Annotated in this window: 13 protein-coding genes; 8 read left to right on the forward strand and 5 right to left on the reverse strand. The window is 73.6% G+C overall.

Going from position 1 to position 16,614, the window contains the following annotated elements:
- Nucleotides 1-15: 15 nt before the first annotated feature.
- Nucleotides 16-930, forward strand: a complete 915-nt coding sequence (locus ACLZOT_RS06475; RefSeq protein ID WP_416967758.1) for an aminoglycoside phosphotransferase family protein — start codon at nucleotides 16-18, stop codon at nucleotides 928-930.
- Nucleotides 931-1,008: 78 nt separating this feature from the next.
- On the opposite strand, the gene treZ is transcribed toward ACLZOT_RS06475, so the two are convergent.
- Nucleotides 1,009-2,754, reverse strand: coding sequence for a malto-oligosyltrehalose trehalohydrolase (treZ, locus tag ACLZOT_RS06480; RefSeq protein WP_416967859.1), 1,746 nt, complete (start codon nucleotides 2,752-2,754; stop codon nucleotides 1,009-1,011).
- Nucleotides 2,755-2,896: 142 nt separating this feature from the next.
- Between treZ and ACLZOT_RS06485 the strand changes: the two genes are divergently transcribed.
- Both ACLZOT_RS06485 and ACLZOT_RS06490 read left to right on the forward strand, forming a co-directional pair.
- A complete protein-coding gene (locus ACLZOT_RS06485) occupies nucleotides 2,897-3,448 on the forward strand; it encodes an FHA domain-containing protein (RefSeq protein WP_416967759.1) in 552 nt (183 codons plus the stop codon).
- A gap of 63 nt (nucleotides 3,449-3,511) precedes the next feature.
- The gene (locus ACLZOT_RS06490; protein ID WP_416967760.1) at nucleotides 3,512-3,907 is read left to right on the forward strand and encodes an SSI family serine proteinase inhibitor; all 396 of its coding nucleotides are present in this window, start codon (nucleotides 3,512-3,514) and stop codon (nucleotides 3,905-3,907) included.
- Nucleotides 3,908-3,913: 6 nt separating this feature from the next.
- Here the strand turns inward: ACLZOT_RS06490 and ACLZOT_RS06495 are convergent, their stop codons facing one another.
- From ACLZOT_RS06495 to glgX, 3 genes are all read right to left on the reverse strand, one after another.
- Nucleotides 3,914-5,131 carry a M14 family zinc carboxypeptidase gene (locus ACLZOT_RS06495; protein WP_416967860.1) on the reverse strand — a complete coding sequence of 406 codons (1,218 nt, stop codon included), beginning with the start codon at nucleotides 5,129-5,131 and terminating at the stop codon, nucleotides 3,914-3,916.
- Nucleotides 5,132-5,382: 251 nt separating this feature from the next.
- Nucleotides 5,383-7,758: a malto-oligosyltrehalose synthase gene (gene treY / locus ACLZOT_RS06500; RefSeq protein WP_416967761.1), complete on the reverse strand. Its 2,376-nt coding sequence runs from the start codon at nucleotides 7,756-7,758 to the stop codon at nucleotides 5,383-5,385.
- 50 nt (nucleotides 7,759-7,808) lie between these two features.
- The gene (gene glgX, locus ACLZOT_RS06505; RefSeq protein ID WP_416967861.1) at nucleotides 7,809-9,935 is read right to left on the reverse strand and encodes a glycogen debranching protein GlgX; all 2,127 of its coding nucleotides are present in this window, start codon (nucleotides 9,933-9,935) and stop codon (nucleotides 7,809-7,811) included.
- A gap of 192 nt (nucleotides 9,936-10,127) precedes the next feature.
- On the opposite strand from glgX, the gene ACLZOT_RS06510 reads away from it, so the two are divergent.
- Nucleotides 10,128-11,366 carry an SAV2148 family HEPN domain-containing protein gene (locus ACLZOT_RS06510; protein ID WP_416967762.1) on the forward strand — a complete coding sequence of 413 codons (1,239 nt, stop codon included), beginning with the start codon at nucleotides 10,128-10,130 and terminating at the stop codon, nucleotides 11,364-11,366.
- A gap of 108 nt (nucleotides 11,367-11,474) precedes the next feature.
- Nucleotides 11,475-12,197, forward strand: coding sequence for an exonuclease domain-containing protein (locus ACLZOT_RS06515; RefSeq protein WP_416967763.1), 723 nt, complete (start codon nucleotides 11,475-11,477; stop codon nucleotides 12,195-12,197).
- Nucleotides 12,198-12,263: 66 nt separating this feature from the next.
- On the opposite strand, the gene ACLZOT_RS06520 is transcribed toward ACLZOT_RS06515, so the two are convergent.
- Nucleotides 12,264-13,121, reverse strand: coding sequence for a phosphotransferase enzyme family protein (locus ACLZOT_RS06520; RefSeq protein WP_416967764.1), 858 nt, complete (start codon nucleotides 13,119-13,121; stop codon nucleotides 12,264-12,266).
- 209 nt (nucleotides 13,122-13,330) lie between these two features.
- On the opposite strand from ACLZOT_RS06520, the gene ACLZOT_RS06525 reads away from it, so the two are divergent.
- The 3 genes from ACLZOT_RS06525 to ACLZOT_RS06535 are packed head-to-tail and all read left to right on the forward strand — an operon-like array spanning nucleotide 13,331 to nucleotide 16,337.
- A complete protein-coding gene (locus ACLZOT_RS06525; protein ID WP_416967765.1) occupies nucleotides 13,331-14,218 on the forward strand; it encodes a carbohydrate ABC transporter permease in 888 nt (295 codons plus the stop codon).
- Nucleotides 14,215-15,051, forward strand: a complete 837-nt coding sequence (locus tag ACLZOT_RS06530; RefSeq protein ID WP_416967766.1) for a carbohydrate ABC transporter permease — start codon at nucleotides 14,215-14,217, stop codon at nucleotides 15,049-15,051. The genes ACLZOT_RS06525 and ACLZOT_RS06530 overlap by 4 nt, the downstream gene beginning before the upstream one ends.
- Nucleotides 15,051-16,337, forward strand: a complete 1,287-nt coding sequence (locus ACLZOT_RS06535) for an ABC transporter substrate-binding protein (RefSeq protein ID WP_416967767.1) — start codon at nucleotides 15,051-15,053, stop codon at nucleotides 16,335-16,337. The genes ACLZOT_RS06530 and ACLZOT_RS06535 overlap by 1 nt, the downstream gene beginning before the upstream one ends.
- Nucleotides 16,338-16,614 lie beyond the last annotated feature (277 nt).

Consider the following 16,614-nt stretch of genomic DNA (forward strand, 5'->3'; position numbering starts at 1 on the left):
TGTGACGGCGCGACCATGACCCAGGCACCCACCCCCACCGCGGACACCGTCCGCCGACTGGCCCACAGCCTCCTCAAGAACGGCGACCCGGGCGTACGCCCCGTCACCGAGGGCGAGGGGCACTCCACGTGGTGGGTCGGCGCCCGCCACGTCCTGCGCCTCGCCCCCGACCGGGACGCGGCCCTGCGCCAGCGCCGCGAACTGCGCCTGCGCGACGTCGTCCGCCCGCACGTGCCGGTCGCCGTGCCGACCAGCGTCGCGCACGGCGAATGGGCGCCCGGCCTGACGTACACCCTCGACACGCTGGTGCCCGGCGGCACCGCCGAGGAGCACGACGTGTCGGCCGTCGGCGAGGCCGACCTCGCCGGGCTGCTCGGCGGGCTGCGCGAGGTGACCGCCCGGCAGGCCGAGTCGCTGGGCGTGCCGCGCGCCGCCCCGCGCTCCCTGGAGGCGCTGCGCCGGATGGCCGTCCAGGCCGCCGAACGCCTCGCGGCGGCCGACGAGTTCGACGCGGCCCGGCTCGCCCAGCTCACCCCGCCCGGCGCGGCGCAGCTCGCCTCGCAGCCCGGGACCGCCGTCCTCGTCCACCACCGGCTGCGCGGCGAGCATCTCGTGGTGAGCGCCGACGGGCGGGTGCGCGGCGTCCTCGACTGGACCGCCGCCGTCCTCGGCGACCCCGCCGAGGACATCGGGGGCCTCGTCCTCGCGGTCGGCTCCGGCGCCGCCGTCCGCGCGGCCACCCTGGCGGGCTACGGCCCCCGCCCCTGCCTGCGCGGCCTGTGGCTGGCCCGCTGCGAGAGCGTCATCCGGCTCGCCGACCGCCTCGACGGCCCCCCGGCCGCACTGCCCCTCGCCCGCACGCGCCTGAAGCGGGCGTGGGAGGCGATCCTGCTGGAACGGGTGACGGAGCTGCGGGAGGACGACGAGTAGGGGCGCGGGAGGGGAGCGCCGGGGGAGCCCGGTGGGCGGGACTGATGAGCCCCTCGGCCCGCGGCTCCGGAACACCCCTCAGTCCTGCTCCAGGACCGCGCAAGCCTCCCCGGGCATCCGGAGCACCCCGTCGGCCCCCGGAGGCTCCACGGGCCCCCAGGAGGCCAGGGCGCGGACCGGGCGGGTGCCCAGGGGGATGTCCGCCGGGGTGGGCCCGAGGTTCACGACCACACGGACGTCGCCCCGGCGCAACGCCAGCCAGCGGGCCTCCTCGTCGTGGGCGGCGTGCAGGTCGGTGAGGTCGGGGTCGGTCAGGTCCGGGTGGGTGTGGCGCAGGGCGATCAGGTCGCGGTACCAGGCCAGCACGCGCGCGTGGGGCTCCCGGCCGGGCTCCGACCAGTCCAGGCAGGAGCGGCCGCGGGTCGCCGGGTCCTGCGGGTCGGGGACGTCCTCCTCGGCCCAGCCGTGCGCCGCGAACTCCCGCCGCCTGCCCCGCCGTACGGCGTCCGCGAGGTCCGGGTCGGTGTGGTCGGTGAAGAACTGCCAGGGCGTCGAGGCGGCCCACTCCTCGCCCATGAACAGCATCGGCGTGAACGGCCCCATGAGGGTCAGCGCCGCCGCGCACGCGAGGAGGCCCGGCGGGAGGGACGCCGAAAGCCGGTCCCCCTGCGCGCGGTTGCCGATCTGGTCGTGGGTCTGGCTGTAGCCCAGGAGCCGGTGGGCGGCCGTCCGGGACCGGTCCACAGGACGGCCGTGCCGGCGCCCCCGGAACGCCGAGTACGTCCCGTCGTGGAAGAAACCGCCCGTCAGCGTCTTCGCCAGCGCGGCCAGCGGGGCGCGCGCGAAGTCGGCGTAGTACCCCTGCGCCTCACCGGTCAGCGCGCAGTGCAGGGCGTGGTGGAAGTCGTCGTTCCACTGGGCGTGCAGTCCGAGGCCCCCGCGCTCGCGCGAGGTGATCACCCGGGGGTCGTTGAGATCGGACTCGGCGATCAGGAACAGCGGCCGCCCGGTCTCGGCGGCGAGCGCGTCCACGGCCTCCGACAGCTCCTCCAGGAACGGGTACGCGCGCGTGTCCCGCAGCGCGTGCACCGCGTCCAGCCTGAGCCCGTCCAGCCGGAAGTCCCCCAGCCACGCCAGCGCGCTGCCCAGCAGAAACGATCTGACCTCGTCCGACCCGGCCGCGTCCAGATTGACGGCGGCACCCCACGGCGTGTGGTGCGTGTCCGTGAAGTACGGCCCGAACGCGGGCAGATGGTTCCCCGAGGGACCCAGATGGTTGTGCACGACGTCCAGGACCACGCCGAGCCCGAGCCCGTGCGCCCGGTCCACGAACCGCTTGAGGGCCGCAGGGCCGCCGTACGGCTCGTGGACGGCCCACAGGGACACGCCCTCGTACCCCCAGCCGTGCGTGCCGGGAAACGGGCACACAGGCATCAGCTCGACGTGTGTGACGCCCAGCTCGGCGAGATGGCCGAGGCGGTCCGCGGCGGCGTCCAGAGTGCCTTCGGGGGTGTACGTGCCGACGTGCAGCTCGTACAGCACCGCCCCCTGCAACGGGCGCCCCGCCCACGGCACCCGCCACGCGTACGCGTCCTGGTCGACGACCGCGCTCAGCCCGTCGGGGCCGTCCGGCTGGCGGCGCGAGCGCGGGTCGGGCAGGACGGGGCCGTCGTCCACCGCGAAGCCGTACCGCGTGCCGTCGGACGCCTCCGCGTCGCCCGTCCACCAGCCCGCGCGCTGCGGATCGCGCTCCAGCGCGCGCGTGATGCCGTCGCCGTGGAGCGTCACACGGCCGGCCTGCGGTGCCCACACCTCGAACTGCACGGACGGTTCCCCTTCGTCGGTGGCCCGTCCATCGTGGGCCATGGACAGGCGGTCTGCCCGGAAACCCGTCGGCTACGCGCGCGGGGACGGCCGTTCTCCGGTTTTCTGGACACCCGGGGGCTCCTGAAAGACAATCACCAGCGTGACGTCGTCCTTCGAGTTCAACACGTACCCCGCGCGGCTCTCCGACGGGGAGCGCGACAAGGCGCTGAAGGTGCTGCGGGACGGCGTCGCCATGGGCCGCCTGTCCCACGACACGTTCATCCGCCGCATGGAACTCGCGCTCGCCGCGCGCCGCTCCGACGAACTCGCCGCCCTCACCGCCGACCTGCCCCGCGAGAAGCGCCTCTCGCGCGTGGTGTTCGGCACCGTCGAGGCGGTCTCCGGGTTCACGGTCCGGCTGCGCAACGCCTGGCGTGCCGAACGGCTCCCCAAGCTCCTGCTGCCCCTCCCGGGCGCCGGACACCCCCTGCGCATCGGCCGCGACCCCGCCAACGGGCTGCGCCTCACCCACGAGACCGTCTCGCGCGTGCACGCCGAACTCAGCCACCAGGGCGGCATGTGGGTGCTGCGCGACCTCGGTTCCACCAACGGGACCACCGTCAACGGCCGGCGCGTCATCGGCGCCGCGATCGTCCGGGAGGGCGACCAGATCTCCTTCGGGCGCGTGGAGTACCGCCTCGCGGCGGACTGACGTTCGGCGCACGTTCGGGTGAGGCGGGTGGGGCGGGACGGCCGTCGTGCCGATGCGTACGACATGACACGTTTCCTCGTCCTCGCCGCAGCCCTCACCCTCACGGCCCTCACCGCCCCCGCCCAGGCCGCGCAGAGCGCGCTGCCGGGCAACTGGCTCCAGATCAGCGTCACCAAGAACAAGGGCCAGTCCAGCGACATGCGCGGCACGCTCCTGGTGTGCAACGACGTCCCCCAGGGGCATGCGAAGGCCGCCGAGGCGTGCGCGCAGCTCGCCGAGGCCGGCGGCGACATCGGGGCCGTCCCGCCGCGGGACATCATGTGCACCCTGGAGTACGCCCCCGTCACCGCCCGCGCGCGTGGGCAGTGGGACGGAAAGTCCGTGCACTACGAGAAGACCTTCGACAACAAGTGCCAGATGGGAGCGGAGACCGGCGACGTGTTCGCGCTGGACCGCTGACGTTCCCTAAGCCGCTCTCCCGCGCGCGTGCAGCGCCGCCGCGACCACCGTGCGGGACTGGTGCTCCACCTGGTGGGGGAGCGGCACCCAGCGGGCGTGGAACTGGTCGGCGAACGAGGCGCTCCACACCCGCACCAGATGTTCCAGCCGGGGCGCCGCCCGGTCGTCGTGCTCGCGCAGCACCCGCAGCAGCATCGCCGCCGCCCGCAGCGGCAGCCGCCGGGCGAACGCGTCGACGCTGCTGACGTACGCGCGCGTGGTGTCCGCCGGGCGCGTGTGGGCCCAGTCCGAGGCCAGGCCCGGCACCAGGTCCAGACCCCAGCGCGCGGCCCGCAGCAGGGGCCCCTCGGGGCCGTACAGGCGCGGCAGGGCCTCCCGGTGGACCTCCTCGACCATCCGCGCGTCGTCCAGCAGCCGGCGTGACAGGTGCCTGAGGGCCGCCGGCGGGTCAGGGTGGGGCGCGCGGTCGTCCACCAGGTCGCTCGCCCACATCGGCACCTCCACGACCGCCGTGAGGCCCCCGTAGCGGTGCGTGCGGTACCAGGTGCTGTGGCGCGCGTCGTCCGGCATGCTCGGGTACGCCGCGCCCGCCCCCGGCCCCGGCATCACGTGCACGCCGGGCCCCGACACCGGCCAGCCCGCCGCGTCCGAGGCGCCCGTCTCCACCGGGATCCGGAAGTGTGCCGCCGAGCGCGCGAACGGCGCCGCGAGCCCCGGGATGTCCCGCGTCAACTGCACCCAGCTGCCGCCCAGATCGGTGCCGTGCAGCGACACCTGGAGGTAGGGCCGCAGCTCGTCGATGACGCCGGTCAGCGCGCGCGTCTCGGGCGGCAGCCGGTCCGGGGGCAGCGCGGCGGGCGACCACTCCGGCTGCTCGGGACCGGCCGGCCGGTAGAAGCCCAGGTGGTAGTCGAGCAGGCTGCGCGGCGCGGGCGTGCGGTGCAGGCTCGCGCCGTCCGGGTCCGCGCACACCAGGAAGTGCCACGACCGCCCGGTGCGCAACCGCCGCTCCCGCAGCACCCGTTCGGCCAGCGACAGCAGCGTCGGTCCGCCCGTCGGCTCGTTCGCGTGCGCCCCCGCCACGACCAGCACCGCCCGGCGCGCGTGCCCGACGGACAGCAGGTGCAGCGGCCGTCCCGCGCGCGAGACCCCCACCTGGCGCATCCCGCACAGTCCGGGACGCCGCACAGTGAACGCGCGCGCGGATGACGTCAGTTCGGCCAACGTGGGATAGCGCGGCTCCGGCAAGACTCACCCCCGTCACAGGTCCTGCACAGCCCTCTCCACTACCCCACGCCCGCCAGACGCTGTCAAGCACGTAGGTGACCGGTGGTGCGCGAGAGCAGCCGGAAGCGCAGCGGTGGGTGTACGGCGTCGGCGCGCACGCCCGGCGCGCGGCACGGCGCGTGTACGGGGGCGCGAGCTGGGCGCTCGACCGGCGGCGCGCGCCGTACGGGCCCGGGCCCGCTCGCCGTTCACTCCTCGGCCCGCTCCAGCAGCGCCACCGGCAGACGGCCGAAAACGTCCGCCACGCGCGCGTGCCCCTCGAACACCCGCCCGGACCCCAGGACATCGCTCCACCGCCCCGGCGGCAGCGGCAGCACCGTCCCCCGCCAGCCGCCCGCCCCGGCGAGCCGCAGCGACAGCCGGGTCACCGCGACGACGACCGCGCCGGAGCGCGCGTACGACAGACAGTGATCGGCGGCCTCCCCGCGCGCGGGCAGCGGGGTGTACGTCGCCGAGGTGCCGAACACCTCGGGGCGGCGCCGGCGCAGGCGCAGGGCGGCGGCCGTCAGGGCGGTCTTCTCGCCGGGAACAGCTCTCTCGCCGGCGCCGGTCTGCTCGCCGGTCTTCTCGTGGGGAACGGCCGCCGGGAACCGCACGGGCCGCCGGTTGTCGGGGTCCACCAGGGCCAGGTACTCGCCCTCCGTGCCCTGGTAGACGTCCGGGACGCCCGGCATCGTCAGGTGCACCAGTGCGGTTCCCAGGACGTTCGCCCGGATGTGCGGGGCGAGCCGCAGCCGCTCGGCCAGCACCTGTTCCGCGCCCACCGGCCCCGCCGCGCCCGCCCCGGCGAACGCCTCCACCGCCTCCTCGTAGGCGGCGTCGCGCTCCGTCCAGCTCGTGTGCAGGCCCGCCTCCCGGGCGTGCTTCAGCAGCGCCTCGCGCAGGCGCGCGGGGTCGGCGGGGCCTAGGCCGAAGACCGTCTGCCAGGCCGCCCACGCGAGCTGCGGGTCCGCGAACGGGGGGAGCCCGGCGACGAGTTCGGCCCACCGCTCGGGGCACTCGGTCAGCACCGCGAGCGCCGCGCGGACGTCGGCGCTGCGCTTCGTGTCGTGCGTCGAGACGACCGTCCCGCCCGCCGGCCAGTCGCGCTGCACGCGCGCGCAGTACGCGTGGAACGCCTCCGGCGACACGGCGGGCGTGCCCGGGTCGCCGCCCACCTCCGTCGCCGACAGCAGCGGGACGTACCGGTAGAACGCCGTGTCCTCCACGGACTTGGCGCGCAGGGCGGAGGAGGTCTGGGCGAACCGGGTCCGCAGTTCGCGGCCGTCCGCGTGCGTGCCCAGGAGCAGGTCCCGCACGACGTCCACCGCGCCCGCCTCCTCGGGGACCGCGAACGCCGCGCGGGCCTCGCGCGCGGCCTCCTCGGTGAGGACGGACGCCGGGTCCGTCGAGGGGTAGGGGCGGTAGACCTCCAGGCGGACCAGGAGCTGGGTGAGGGCGGTGCGCAGGGCCCAGGGGGCGCGGTCGCGGGCGGCGGGGGACGGGGAGGCGGCGCAGGCGCGGACCGCCGTACGGGTCAGGCGGTCCAGCTCGGCGGCGAGTTCGTGGGTGAGGGTCGTGAGCGCGGCCCGCCGGACGGTCGCCCGCCAGTCACCGCCGAGATCGGCCTGAGCGGCTGTCAGACGGCCGTACGCGGCCCGGAGGGTGGCGTGTCCCGCCGGGTCCGTGAAGAGGCCGTCCACGCGCCGCAGGGCGTCGTAGCCGGTGGTGCCGGCCACCGGCCAGGAGCGGGGGAGGTGTTCGTCGGCCGCGAGGATCTTCTCGACGACCGTCCAGCGGCCGCCACTCGCCCGGTGCAGCCGCTCCAGGTAGGCGTCCGGGTCGGCGAGGCCGTCGGGATGGTCCACGCGCAGGCCGTCCAGGACCCCGTCGGCCAGCAGGCGCAGCAGGGTGGCGTGGGTGGCCGTGAACACCTCCGGGTCCTCCACCCGCACCCCGATCAGCTCCGAGATGCTGAAGAACCGCCGGTAGTTCAGCTCGGTGCGCGCCAGCCGCCACCACACCGGCCGGTAGAACTGGGCGTCCAGCAGCTCCGGCAGCGGCAGTCCGGCCGTCCCCGCGCGCAGGGGCAGGACGTGGTCGTAGTACCGCAGCGTCCCGTCCTCGACGCGCAGCCGCTCGAGCTCGTCCCCCGCCGGACCCCCGAGCACGGGGACGAGCATCCGGCCGCCCTGGGCCTCCCAGTCGACGTCGAACCAGCGCGCGTACGGGGAGTCCGGGCCGTCCCGCAGGACCTCCCACAGGGCGCGGTTGTGACGGGGCGCCAGCGCCATGTGGTTCGGCACGACGTCCGCGACCAGGCCGAGACCGTGCGCCCGCGCGGCCCCGGCCAGCGCCCTGAGGCCCTCCTCGCCGCCCAGTTCCTCGCGGACGCGCGCGTGGTCGACGACGTCGTAGCCGTGCGCCGAGCCCGGTACCGCCTCCAGCACCGGTGACAGGTGCAGGTGGGACACCCCCAGGGAGGCGAGGTGGGGCACCGCCGCCGAGGCGTCCGCGAAGGTGAACGACGGCTGGAGCTGGAGCCGGTAGGTGGCCGTGGGGTGGCGGCGATGTCGAGGGGTCATGCAGGGGTTGGTACCCGGGGGAGAGGGGTTCTGTACCGGGAACCTCCGTTTCACGCCGGGCGTTGAAGGACCACCACGCTCCGGTCCAGCAGGTGCAGATGGTCGCCGGCGGCGACCTTGAGGCCGGTCCCGGCGGGCGGCGGGGTGGGGTGGGCGGTGTCGAGGGTGAGGTGCCAGCGGGGGCCGTGGTCCACGGGGACCACGAAGTCCAGAGGCGTGGGGGAGGGGTTGAACATGAGGAGGAAGGAGTCGTCGGTGATGCGCTCACCGCGCGGGCCCGGCTCCGAGATGGCGTGGCCGTTGAGGAAGACCGTGAGGGCCGACGCCGTGGCGGAGGTCCAGTCGCGGTCGGTCATCTCGCGGCCCTCCGGGGTGAACCAGGCGATGTCCGAGAGGTCGTCGTGAGTGCCCTCCACGGGCCGGCCGTGGAAGAAGCGCCGGCGCCGGAAGACCGGGTGCTCCCGGCGCAGCCACACCAGCGCGCGCGTGAAGGCGAGCAGGCCGTCGTCCTGCGGGCCGTCCGGGTCGGGGTCCGGCCAGCGCACCCAGGACAGCTCGCTGTCCTGGCAGTACGCGTTGTTGTTGCCGCCCTGGGTGCGCCCGAACTCGTCGCCGTGACTGATCATCGGCACGCCCTGGGACAGCATCAGGGTCGCCATGAAGTTGCGGGTCTGCCGCGCGCGCAGGCGCAGCACCTCGGGGTCGTCGGTGTCGCCCTCGGCCCCGCAGTTCCACGACCGGTTGTGGCTCTCGCCGTCCCGGTTGTCCTCCGCGTTGGCCTCGTTGTGCTTCTCGTCGTACGACACGAGGTCGCGCAGGGTGAAACCGTCGTGGCAGGTCACGAAGTTGACGGAGGCCAGCGGGCGGCGTCCGTCGTCCTGGTAGAGGTCCGAGGAGCCCGTCAGCCGGGACGCGAACTCCGCGAGCGTGCGCGGCTCGCCGCGCCACAGGTCGCGCACGGTGTCGCGGTACTTGCCGTTCCACTCGGTCCACAGCGGCGGGAAGTTGCCCACCTGGTAGCCGCCCTCGCCGACGTCCCAGGGCTCGGCGATCAGCTTCACCTGCGAGACCACCGGATCCTGCTGCACCAGGTCGAAGAACGACGACAGCCGGTCCACCTCGTGGAACTGGCGGGCCAGGGTCGCCGCGAGGTCGAAGCGGAACCCGTCGACGTGCATCTCGGTCACCCAGTACCGCAGCGAGTCCATGATCATCTGGAGGACGTGCGGGGACCGCATCAGCAGCGAGTTCCCGGTGCCCGTGGTGTCCGTGTAGTACCGGCGGTCGTCCGCCAGCCGGTAGTAGCTCGCGTTGTCGATGCCCCGCAGCGACAGCGTCGGCCCCAGGTGGTTGCCCTCGGCCGTGTGGTTGTAGACGACGTCCAGGATGACCTCGATGCCCGCCTCGTGCAGCGCGCGCACCGCCGACTTGAACTCCAGCACCTGCTGCCCCCGGTCGCCCCAGGAGGCGTACGCGTTGTGCGGCGCGAAGAAGCCGATCGTGTTGTAGCCCCAGTAGTTGTTCAGGCCGAGGTCCACGAGGCGGTGGTCGTTCACCGACTGGTGCACCGGCATCAACTCCAGCGCGGTCACGCCCAGGCGCGTCAGGTGCCCGATCACCGCCGGGTGCGCGAGGCCCGCGTACGTGCCCCGCAGCTCCGGCGGCAGCTCCGGGTGAAGCATCGTCAGGCCCTTGACGTGGGCCTCGTAGATCACCGTGTGGTGGTAGTCCACGCGCGGGGGCCGGTCGTCGCCCCAGTCGAAGTACGGGTTCACCACGACCGACGTCATCGTGTGCGGCGCCGAGTCCAGGTCGTTGCGTTTCTCCGGGGCGTCGAAGTGGTAGCCGTACACCTCCTCGCCCCAGCGCACCGAACCGGCGACCGCGCGCGCGTACGGGTCGAGGAGCAGCTTCGCCGAGTTGCAGCGCAGCCCGCGCGCGGGCTCGTACGGGCCGTGCACGCGGAAGCCGTAGCGCTGACCGGGCATCACCCCGGGCAGGTAGGCATGGCGCACGAACGCGTCGGTCTCGCGCAGTTCCACCGCCGTCTCCGAGCCGTCGTCGTGCAGCAGACACAGCTCCACTCGGTCCGCGGCCTCCGTGAAGAGCGCGAAGTTCGTACCGGCGCCGTCGTACGTGGCACCCAGGGGATACGCCTGTCCAGGCCAGACCTGCATGGGACGACTCTTCCAGACGACGGTCACGACTGCGCTCACATCCTCCCCCTCTCCTTCCCCTTCCGCGGGGCGACGGATTCAGGGCGGTCGGCAATGACCCTGTCCATCCGGCTGCACCGCCGACCGCTCCCGGAGTACCCTTCCTTGATCGTTGGGACGGGGAGACTCGGGGGAGCGGAAGGCGGTGCTTGGGTGGGCTCGGGAGGGCTGGAGCTGCCCCCTGGTGACGAGGGTCACGAGGGAGGCTCCGCAGACGTCCCGCCCGGCGCGGTGTCGCTGGCCAGACCCATGGACGCGGGGGCCATCGGACCGGAGCTGGACTGGGACGCCGACGCCTGGCGCGAGGTGCGCACCCGCGCGCAGCGCGCGGGCCGGGCCTACATCTGGCTGAACCTCGTCGAACAGCGGCTGCGGGCCGTCGTGTCCGCCGTGCTGCGGCCCATCTACGAGCCTGTGCACGGCGACGACTGGGTCGTGGCCGCCGCGGGTCCCGCCGGGCAGGAGTGGGTCCAGCGCGCGGTCGCCGTCCGCGAGGTCAGCCGCCGCAAGGGGTACCTCCTGGACCCCGCCGACGACAACGTCATCTCGTTCCTGACGCTCCCGCAGCTGCGCGAGCTGATGGTCCAGCACTGGCCCTGCTTCGAGCCGTACTTCGACGAACGCCGTGACGTCGAACTCGCCCTCGACGAGCTGGAGGTCACCCGCAATGTCGTCTCCCGCAACCGCGCGCTGTCCGGGAACGTCCTCAGCCAGGCCGAACGCGCCTCCGCGCACCTGCTGGAGATGCTCGGCACGAGCGGGGACGTGCCCTCCGCGCGCCGGCTGCCCGTCGACGCCGTCGAGGACCTCGTCGGCGACCGGTACGCCGACGTCGTCGCCGTCCACTCCGACCGGGTGCGGCTCATGCGGCAGTTCCCCGCCGAGGACCTCTTCGGGGGCGCGCGGCGGATCGACGCCATCGGGATCGGCCTCAACCTGCTCGTGCAGAACTTCTCCGGGCGCCGGCTCGTCCGGCTCGCCGAGGCGGGCGGGCGCGTACGGCTGCTGTTCATCAACCCCGCGTCCAGCGCCGTCAAACGCCGGGAGCGGGAACTCGGCATCAAGCGCGGTGAGTTGAGCCGGGCCGTCGAGATGAACATCCTGCACATGCGCAGGGTTCGGTCCCGGCTGCGGGACCCCGGGGCGTTCCAGATCCAGGTGTACGACGAGACGCCGCGCTTCACCGCCTACCTCGTCGACGGGGACGGGCCCGACGGGATCGCCGTCGTGCAGTCGTACCTGCGGGGCATGCGCGGCATGGAGGCGCCGGTGCTCGTGCTGCGCGGCGGGAACCGGGTCGTCAAGGTCGGTGACGCCGAGGAGGGCGGGCTCTTCCCCGCGTACCGGGAGGAATTCGAGCTGGCCTGGGCGGATTCGCGGCCTGTGTCCTGAAATGCCGTGGTCGGTGCGGGGGATGCGGAAGGCGGTCCTCCGATTGTCAGTGGCTCGTGGCAGGGTGGAGACCACTGGGGGAAAGCACCACCGAGAAGGGGGGCCGGTATGGCCTGGCACCAGGAGTTGATGATCGGGTTCGACCTGGAGACGACAGGGACGGACCCGCGGGAGGCACGCATCGTCACCGCCGCCGTGATCGAGGTCGTGGGCGGGGAGGTGCGCGGGAGCCGGGAGTGGCTGGCCGACCCGGGGGTCGAGATCCCGGCGGACGCGGTCGCCGTGCACGGGATCAGCAACGAGCGCGCGAGCGCGGAGGGCCGTCCGGCCGACGAGGTCGCCGCGGCCGTCGCCGACGCGCTGGTGAGCGCCTGGCGCGGCGGGGTCCCCGTCGTCGCCTACAACGCCACCTTCGACCTCACGCTGCTCGCCGCGGAGTTGCAGCGGCACGGACTGCCGTCCCTGCGCGAGCGGCTCGGCGGGGAGGAGCCCGCACCCGTCGTCGACCCGTACACCATCGACCGGCACGTCGAGAAGTACCGGCGCGGCAAGCGCAACCTGGAGGCCGTCTGCGCGGAGTACGGGATACGCCTCGACTCCGCCCACGACGCGTCCGCCGACGCGCTGGCCGCCGCGCGGCTGGCCCGGGCCATAGCCGGCCGCCACGCCAAGGTCGCGGACCTGGCGGTGGGGGAGCTGCACCGGCGGCAGATCGGGTGGTACGCGCAATGGGCCGCCGACTTCCAGGAGTTCCTGCGGAAGAAGGGCGAGGCCGACGCGGTGGTGGACGGGGTGTGGCCGGTGCGGGAGGTCGTGGCGCAGGAGGCGTGAGGGGGGCAGGAGGCCGTCCCGCAGGGGCATGAGGGTGCGGTCGGCCAGAAGGCGGCCAGAAATCGGTCAGAAGGGGTACCAGCGCACCGACTCGTCGCCGGTCCGCAGGGACGCGACCCGGCGGGTGAACTCCGCCAGGGCCTTGGGGTTGGTGGGGGCGTGCTGGGCCACCCACGCACAGCTCGCGGTCTCCCGGGCACCCCGGAGAGTCGCGCAGCCGGACCAGGTGCGTACGTCCCAGCCGTAGACGGCGGTGAAGGCGTCGTACGCGGGGGCGGGCAGGGCGTAGCGGTCGTGGGAGAGGGCCAGGACGACCAGGTCGTGTTCGCGGAAGTCGCTCGCGAAGGTCTCCAGGTCGACGAGGACGGGGCCGGTGGGGGTGATGTGGACGTTGCGGGGGAGGGCGTCGCCGTGGACGGGACCCGGCGGCAGGTGCGGGGTGAGAGCGGACGCCGCCGTCGCGAAACCGTCGCGGCGTTCCCGGAGGTAGGCCGCGTCCTCAGGGTCGATCGCGTCGCCGGCCAGGCGCAGCCAGCGCTCCACGCCGGACAGCAGGTCGCGCGGCGGCAGCGGGAACGGGGGCGCGGGCAGGGCGTGCACCAGACGGAGCAGCCCGGCCAGGTCACGCGGCTCGGCGGGGCGCACGGCGGCCGGGAGGCGGTGCCAGACGGTCACCGGGTGGCCCTCCAGCAGCAGCGGCTCCGACTCGGCGGCGCGGACCGCCGGGACACCCTCCTTCGCGAGCCACCCGGAGACGGCCGTCTCCCGGCGTGCCCGCTCGAACAGCTCCGGGTCCCGCCCGACCTTGACGACCACGTCACCGGCCTCGAACACGGCGTTCTCGCCGAGCGCGAGCAACCGCGCGTCCGCGCCGCCCGGCACCTGTGCGAGAGCCAGCACCTCGCGCGCGCGTGCCTCGTCCATCCGCCTGCCTCCGCTTCCCGCTGGGGGTGACCGTCTGTGGGGCGACCGTCATGGGGCGGGCCCGTACGTCCCGCCGCCGTCAGGATCCGGCCACACGGCCATCAGTGTCGCATTCCCGCTGGTCGGCCCCGCGCGCGGTGTCTTGACGGGGATGGGCCCGTTCACGACCATGGCGAGGCCCGGCGGAGCCGGCTGCGAAGGGGTGGCGTGTGAGGGTGCGGCAGGGTGTGCTGGATCGGGGCGCCTGGTTCCTGGTGCTGCCCGCGCTGGTGCCGATCCTGGTGCTGAGCGTGGGCCCGCTGCTGTACGGGATCCTGCTGGCGTTCACCGACGCCCAGTCGGGGCGGACCGAGGCCACCCAGTGGATCGGGGGCCTCAACTTCCGGGACCTGCTGGACGACACGCTGTTCTGGGAGTCGTTCAGGATCGGCCTCGTGTGGGCGTTCGCGGTGACCGTCCCGCAGTTCCTCCTCGCCCTCGGGCTCGCCTCGCTGCTGAACCAGGGCCTGCGCTTCGGCTGGCTCGCACGGGCGCTGGCGATCGTGCCGTGGGCGATGCCCGAGGTCGTCGTCGGCATCATGTGGCGGCTCGTCTACCACCCGGACGCCGGGATCCTCAACGAGACGCTCCGCGACCTGGGGCTGGGCGACGGCCGGGACTGGCTGGGCGGCCTGGGCACGGCGTTACCGGCGGTGATCGTCGTCGGCGTGTGGGCGGGCCTGCCGACGACGACCGTCGCCCTGCTCGCCGGACTCCAGAACACCCCGCGCGAACTGCACGAGGCGGCCCAGGTCGACGGCGCGGGCGCCTGGCGCAGATTCCGTACCGTCACCTGGCCCGCCCTGCGGCCCGTCGCCCTCGCGATCACCGCGCTGAACTTCATCTGGAACTTCAACTCCTTCGCCCTGGTCTACGTCCTGACCAGCGGCGGCCCCGGCGGACGGACCCGCCTGCCGATGCTGTTCGCCTACGAAGAAGCCTTCAGATACGGCCAGTTCGGGTACGCGGCGGCGATGGGCTGCGTGATGGTCGCGGTCGTCGCCGTCTGCCTCGCGGTGTTCCTGGCCGGCCGGCTCAAGGGAGGTGACGAGGCGTGAGGAGACTCGGACGGCCCGCCCGGGCCGGAAAATACACAGCGCTGCTCGCGTATCTCGTGTTCCTCTCCTTCCCGTTGCTGTGGCTGCTGTCCACCGCGTTCAAACCGCCCCGGGAACTGGGCAGTCCGCACCCGACGTGGCTCCCGAAGGACCCGACGCTCGGCAACTTCCGGCAGGCGTTCGACGAACAGCCCCTGCTGCGCGCCGGGTTGAACTCGCTGCTGGTCGCGGCGGCGGCCGCGCTGATCGCCGTCCTCGTCGCCACCCCCATGGCGTACGTCCTCGCGCGGCGCAGGACACGGCTCGCGCGGGCGGTGAGCGGGTGGGTCGTGGTGAGCCAGGCGTTCCCGTTCGTGCTGCTGATCATCCCGCTGTTCCTGGTGCTGAAGAACCTGCGGCTGATCGACTCCCTCGCCGGGCTGGTGATCGTGTACGTGGTGTGGGCGCTGCCGTTCGCCCTGTGGATGCTGACCGGGTATGTCCGCGCCGTGCCGCGGGAGTTGGAGGAGGCGGCGGCCGTCGACGGGGCCGGACGGCTGCGGACGCTCGTGTCGGTGACCGCGCCCCTGCTGGCGCCGGGGATCGCGGCGACGGCGATGTTCGCGTTCGTCACCGCGTGGAACGAGTTCTTCTTCGCGCTGGTCCTGCTGAAGACACCGGAGAAACAGACCCTGCCGGTGATCCTCACGCACTTCATCGGCGCGGAGGGCGTCGCCGACCTCGGGCCCCTCGCCGCCGCCTCGTTCCTCGCGACCCTGCCGTCGCTGGTCGTGTTCGCGTTCATCCAACGCCGGATCACCGGAGGGCTGTTGGCGGGGGCGGTGAAGAGCTGATGCGGACGAGAACACTGCACGCCCTCGCCGGTCTCCTGCTCGTCCTCCTCGCCGCCTGCTCCTCCGGCGACTCCGGCTCCGACGACGGCCGGATCACCCTGCGCTTCCAGTCCCTCGCCTGGCAGGACGACTCCGTCGCCGCCACCAAGGAACTCGTCGAGGAGTGGAACGCCACCCACCCGGACATCAAGGTCCAGTACGTCCAGGGCAGTTGGGACAGCGTCCACGACCAGCTCCTCACCTCCTTCGAGGGCGGCGACGCCCCCGACGTCATCCACGACGCCTCCGACGACCTCGCCGACTTCGCGTACGGCGGCTACCTCGCCGACCTGACCGGCCTGCTCCCTGCCCGCCTCAAGTCCGACATCCCCGACCGGAGTTGGGCCACGACGACCTTCGGCGACGGCATCTACGGCATCCCGTTCCTCCAGGAGCCGCGCGTCCTGATCGCCAACGCGAAATGGCTGCGCGAGTCCGGCGTCCGCATCCCCACGCCGCAACAGCCCTGGACCTGGCCCGAGTTCCGGCAGATCACGCAACGCCTCAGCGGCGACGGCAGGTTCGGCGTCGCCTGGCCTCTGCGCGAACCCGTCTCCGCCACGCTCAACCTCTCCCTCTCGGCGGGCGGCCGGCTGTTCCACCGGGGGAACGACGGCAAGGTCACCGTCCGTATGGACGCCGGCGACGAGGTCGTACCGCGGACCATCCACGACCAGGTCGACGTCGACCACAGCGCCTCCGACTCGACGCTGGGCAGCGGGGGTTCGGACACGCTGCCCGGGTTCTTCGGCGGCAAGTACGCGATGGTCCCCCTCGGGTTCTCCTACCGGCAGCAGATCTCCCAGCAGGCGCCCAAGGGCTTCGAGTGGCAGGTGCTCCCCGCGCCCGCCGGGAGCGCCGGACTCACCCAGGGCGTCAGCCCGCAGACGCTGTCCGTCGCCCAGGACAGCCGGCACAAGGAGGAGGCGGTCGCCTTCCTCGACTTCCTGCTGCGCCCGCCCAACATGGTCCGCCTCGCCCTCGGTGACTGGATGCTGCCCACCGGCACAACCGCCCTCAAGGACCCGGCACTTCACACCGCCGAGCACGGCTGGGCCACCGGCACCGCCCTCGCCGGTCACCTCGTCCCGGCGCCCGCGCAGGCGGTGCGCGGGTACCCGGAGTGGAAGGACAAGGTCGCCACACCCGCCCTCCAGGAGTACTACAGCGGGGCGATCGGCCTCCGTGAACTGCGTCAACGGCTGGAGAAGGACGGGAACTTGGTGCTGGCGCGGTACCAGCGGTGAATAACGCGTTGTCGGCGCCGGGCGGTTCGTCTAGCGTCGGGGCCGTGGCAGCGAACTGCACGATCATCAACACCGGTCTCGGCCGGGGCGTCACGCACTCCATCCGGATGCGTCGTGGCCCCGGAGCCCTGACCGGTCCGGGGTGCGACACCCGCTGACGGCTCAGCCGCCGGGTCGTCCTTCTCACCCGTACGCCTGATCAGGGCGCACGCCGTACGCGTGTGCCCCTTCGGTGTACCCACCTCCTGTCTTCCGGTCGGGGTCAACGGCTGCCCGT

The organism is Streptomyces sp. 4F14, from assembly GCF_048159485.1.
Taxonomy (GTDB): Bacteria; Actinomycetota; Actinomycetes; order Streptomycetales; family Streptomycetaceae; genus Streptomyces.

Excerpts from the sequence above, each read along its gene's own strand:
- ACLZOT_RS06475 (WP_416967758.1), top strand. The coding sequence starts at position 16 with ATGACCCAGGCACCCACCCCCACCGCGGACACCGTCCGCCGACTGGCC.
- ACLZOT_RS06490 (WP_416967760.1), top strand. The coding sequence starts at position 3,512 with ATGACACGTTTCCTCGTCCTCGCCGCAGCCCTCACCCTCACGGCCCTC.
- treY (WP_416967761.1), bottom strand. The coding sequence starts at position 7,758 with ATGACCCCTCGACATCGCCGCCACCCCACGGCCACCTACCGGCTCCAG.
- glgX (WP_416967861.1), bottom strand. The coding sequence starts at position 9,935 with ATGCAGGTCTGGCCTGGACAGGCGTATCCCCTGGGTGCCACGTACGAC.
- ACLZOT_RS06515 (WP_416967763.1), top strand. The coding sequence starts at position 11,475 with ATGGCCTGGCACCAGGAGTTGATGATCGGGTTCGACCTGGAGACGACA.
- ACLZOT_RS06520 (WP_416967764.1), bottom strand. The coding sequence starts at position 13,121 with ATGGACGAGGCACGCGCGCGCGAGGTGCTGGCTCTCGCACAGGTGCCG.
- ACLZOT_RS06535 (WP_416967767.1), top strand. The coding sequence starts at position 15,051 with ATGCGGACGAGAACACTGCACGCCCTCGCCGGTCTCCTGCTCGTCCTC.